Source organism: uncultured Subdoligranulum sp. (genome assembly GCF_937890665.1).
Map to the genome: position 1 here is coordinate 1 of NZ_CALADU010000170.1, position 4,285 is coordinate 4,285.

General features: G+C 58.5%; 5 protein-coding genes. All 5 read right to left on the reverse strand.

Features of this window, described 5'->3' with window-relative positions; translation table 11 throughout:
- Positions 1-13 precede the first annotated feature (13 nt).
- Positions 14-607, reverse strand: a complete 594-nt coding sequence (gene purN, locus Q0526_RS09750) for a phosphoribosylglycinamide formyltransferase (protein ID WP_298732997.1) — start codon at positions 605-607, stop codon at positions 14-16.
- Positions 604-1,647 carry a phosphoribosylformylglycinamidine cyclo-ligase gene (purM, locus tag Q0526_RS09755; protein ID WP_298732999.1) on the reverse strand — a complete coding sequence of 348 codons (1,044 nt, stop codon included), beginning with the start codon at positions 1,645-1,647 and terminating at the stop codon, positions 604-606. Before purM ends, purN begins: the two co-directional genes overlap by 4 nt.
- A gap of 64 nt (positions 1,648-1,711) precedes the next feature.
- On the reverse strand, positions 1,712-3,184 hold the full coding sequence (gene purF, locus Q0526_RS09760) for an amidophosphoribosyltransferase (RefSeq protein WP_298733001.1): 1,473 nt from the start codon (positions 3,182-3,184) through the stop codon (positions 1,712-1,714).
- Between the two features lie 26 nt (positions 3,185-3,210).
- Complete coding sequence (gene purC, locus Q0526_RS09765) at positions 3,211-3,924, reverse strand: phosphoribosylaminoimidazolesuccinocarboxamide synthase (RefSeq protein ID WP_298733003.1); 714 nt, start codon at positions 3,922-3,924, stop codon at positions 3,211-3,213.
- A 91-nt stretch (positions 3,925-4,015) separates the two neighbouring features.
- Positions 4,016-4,285: AIR carboxylase family protein (locus Q0526_RS09770; RefSeq protein ID WP_298733005.1), on the reverse strand; the 270-nt coding region annotated here is incomplete at its 5' end.

Consider the following 4,285-nt stretch of genomic DNA (forward strand, 5'->3'; position numbering starts at 1 on the left):
TCTTTTTCATTGCTTACACGTCGTCGTTGCAAACCATCGCCAAAGCCTTGGGCAGCAGCTTCCATTCGGCTTCCACCATCACGCGCTTTTGCAGCACCTCCGGGGTATCGCCGGGCTGAACGGCCACTGCCTTTTGCAGCAGGATGGGACCGCCGTCGCACTCTTCGTTGACCAGATGCACCGTGGCACCGGTCACCTTTACGCCGCGGGCCAGCGCCGCCTCATGGACACGCAGCCCGTAAAAGCCGGGGCCGCAGAAGCTGGGAATCAGGCTGGGATGTACATTCAGGATCCGGTTGCGGTATGCCTCGATGACACGGGACCCCAGTACCGAGAGAAATCCCGCCAGCACAACCACGTCGATGTTGTGTTGCTGCAGCGTATCCAGCAAGGCAGCGTCAAAGGCTTCACTGTCCGCATAGTTTTTGCGGGCGACTACGGTGCCTTCTACGCCAAAATTGGCGGCGCGTTCCAGCGCATAGACGCCGGGCTTGCTGGCAACCACCAACACGATTTTTCCGTTGGGGTTTTCACCGCGGGCTTCGCTTTCCAGCAGCGCCTGCAGATTGGTGCCGCCGCCGGAAACCAGTACAGCTACACGCTTCATACCAGTTCCACCCCGTCGCCTTCCACGATGGTGCCCAGACGATAGGCGCCTTCCTCACCGTGGGCGTGCAGAATTTCAAGGGCCTTGTCGGCATCCTCGGCAGCCACTACGATGGTCATGCCAACACCCATGTTAAACGTGTTGAACATGTCGCGCTCCGGCACGTTGCCTTCCTTGGCCAGTACGTCGAAGAGCGCCGGCGTACGGACGTCCGCCTTGGCGATGTGAGCGGCGCAGCCCTTCTTCAAGCTGCGGGGAATGTTTTCATAGAAGCCGCCGCCAGTGATGTGGGACACGCCCTTCACGGTGACCTGCTCCATCAAGGCCAGTACAGGCTTGACATAGATCTTGGTGGGAGCCAGCAAGGCTTCCCCAAGGGTCTTGTCCATGCCGTCAAACGTCTTATCCAGCACTTCGGGGTGATGGTCGATGTCAAAAATCTTGCGCACCAGCGAGAAGCCGTTGGAATGTACGCCGGTGGAAGGCAAAGCGAGGATCACGTCGCCGGGCTGCATGGTGGAGTTGTCCAGAATTTTGCTCTTGTCCACAACGCCCACGGTAAAACCGGCCAGATCGTATTCTTCTTCGGGCATCATACCGGGGTGTTCTGCGGTCTCGCCGCCTACCAAAGAGCAGCCGGCCTGTACGCAGCCTTCTGCCACGCCCTTGACGATCTCGGCGATCTTCTCGGGAATGTTCTTGCCGCAAGCAATGTAGTCAAGGAAGACCAGCGGCTTGGCGCCGGCGCAGATTACGTCGTTAACGCACATAGCCACACAGTCAATGCCGATGGTATCGTGCTTGTTCATGTACTGGGCCACGCGCAGTTTGGTGCCGACGCCGTCGGTGCCGGAGATCAGGACCGGATGCTCCATACCGGAGCAGTCCAGCTCAAACAGACCGCCGAAACCGCCCAGACCGCCGATGCAATTTTCGGTCATCGTGCGGGCTACATACTGCTTCATCAGTTCGACGGAGCGGTAGCCGGCTGTAATGTCCACGCCGGCAGCGGCGTAGCTGGCAGAATAGCTTTTTTCCATGTCGGTTACTCCTATCGGGTATTGTTGCCAAGACACGGTCACGGCGCAGGGGCCGTGGGGCCGGTCACAGTTTTTTGTTCGGGTTGGAAGTGCTCAGCGGTTTGTCGTAGACAATGTCCATCGTTTCCGCCGGCGGGTCTACGGGGTAATGGCCGGTGAAGCAGCCGGTGCAGAAACCACAACGGCTGTGGATGGCCAACTGCTGGACATGCTCGATGCTCAGATAGCCCAACGTATCGGAACCAACCAGACGGTTGATCTCTTCCACCGTATGGCCGGTGGCAATCAACTGCTTTTCATCCGGAATATCGGTGCCGAAATAGCAGGGATGGGCAAAGGGAGGGGCGCTGATGCGGTAATGGACTTCTTTGGCGCCGGCCTCCCGCAGCAGCCGAATGGTGCGGGCACTGGTGGTGCCGCGCACGATGGAGTCATCCACCAGCACAACGCGCTTACCCTTTACGGTGGACTCGATGGCGTTGAGCTTAATGCGCACGCTGTTTTCGCGCTGCTTCTGGTTGCCCTGAATGAAGGTGCGGCCTACATACTTGTTCTTGACGAAGCCGATGCCGTAGGGGATACCGCTCTCCTGCGCATACCCCAATGCCGCATCCAGACCAGAGTCCGGTGCGCCGATGACCACATCCGCTTCTACGGGATGTTCCTGCGCGAGAAAACGGCCGGCTTGCAGGCGGGCTTCATGCACACAGGTGCCTTCCAGCACAGAGTCGGGACGGGCAAAATAGATGTACTCGAACACACACATGGTGTGGGGGGCAGTGCCGCAGTGGGTATCGATGCATCGCAGGCCGTCGTGGTCAGCGATGACAATCTCACCGGGACGTACATCCCGCACAAACTTCGCGCCCACCGCGTCCAACGCGCAGGACTCGCTGGCGAAAGCGTAGCCGCTGCCGTTGGTCAACTCGCCGATGCACAGCGGACGGAATCCGTGAGGATCCCGGGCGGCGATCAACTTGGTGTGGGTCATGATGACCAGACTGTAAGCGCCCTCGATTTCGTCCATGGTGCGGCTAACCGCCATCTCGATGTTGGGGGTCAGCAGACGGTTTTGGGTCAGCAGATAGGCGATGACCTCGGTATCGGACGTGCCATGGAAGATGGAACCGCTCATTTCCAGCTTGCGGCGCAGTTTGGGGGCGTTGACCAGATTGCCGTTATGGCATACCGCCATGGCACCCTTGCAGTGATGCAAAACCATGGGCTGGGCATTAGAACGACTCCGCTGGCCGGCGGTGGCATAACGCACATGGCCGGTGGCCATTTTGGCGTCGTGGGGCAGCTCTTCCAGCACCCGCTTGGTAAAGACTTCGCTGACAAGGCCCAGATCCCGATGGCCGGACAGAACGCCGTCCACGTTCAAGGCGATGCCGCAGCTCTCCTGACCACGATGCTGCAAGGCGTACAACGCGCTGTATACGGCACTGACCATATCGGTCTCGCCGGTTTTGTCATAAATGCCGAAGACGCCGCATTCTTCGTGCAGCGATTCGGTGTATTGGGAAAGTTCACTCATTCCGCTTTCTGCTCCGTTTTCTCAAATCAACCCAGCAGGCGCTTCATGACTTCCTGATAGGCGTCGGCCTCACCGCCCATATCCCGGCGGAACAGATCCTTGTCCAGATGGGCGCCGGTGGTGGCATCCCAGAAACGGCAGGTGTCGGGGCTGATCTCGTCGGCCAGGATGATAGTGCCGTCGGGCAGGCGGCCAAACTCCAGCTTGAAGTCGATCAAGCGAATGTTGGCGTCCAGCAGGATCTTCTTCAGCACTTCGTTGACTTTGAAGGCGTACTTGGTGATGGTGTCGATTTCTTCCTGCGTGGCCAGATCCAGCGCCAGAGCGTAGTAGTGGTTGATGAACGGGTCATGCAGATCGTCGTTCTTGTAGCTGAACTCGAGGATGGGGGTCTTGAAAGGAGTACCTTCGGGGACACCCATGCGCAGGCTGAAATGGCCGGCAGCTACGTTGCGGATGATGACCTCGAGAGGCACGATCTCAACCTTCTTCACGAAGGTATCGCGGTCGTTGATCTCTTTCACATAGTGGGTGGGAACGCCCTCTTTTTCCAGCTTCTGCATCAGGGCGTTGGACAGCTTGTTGTTAACGATGCCCTTATCGCGGATGGTGCCCTTCTTCTCACCGTCACCGGCGGTGGCATCGTCTTTGTAGTGGACCATCACGATGTTAGGGTCGCTGGTCGCGAAAACCTGCTTAGCCTTGCCTTCGTACATCTGCTCTTTAACTTCGTATTTCATGATAAACGCTCCCTTTTATGTAATGTATAAAAACGAGTGCACAATCGCAATTCCATTGTACCCCGTTTTGTGTCGGTGTGCAAGATTTTGTTTACAGCGCAGCAGCCTCAGCGGCGATGGCGGCATCCTTCTTGGCGATGGCCGCGGCGGTGTCGGTGCGGAACTGCTCCAGCTTGGCGGCCAGCTCCTCATCAGCCACAGCAAGGATGGCTACTGCCAGATAAGCGGCGTTCTTGGCGCCATTCAAGGCGACGGTGGCCACCGGGAATCCGCTGGGCATCTGTACGGTAGCCAGCAGGGCGTCCAGACCGTCCAGCGCGCCGCCCTTCATGGGGATGCCCACCACCGGCAGGGTGGTATT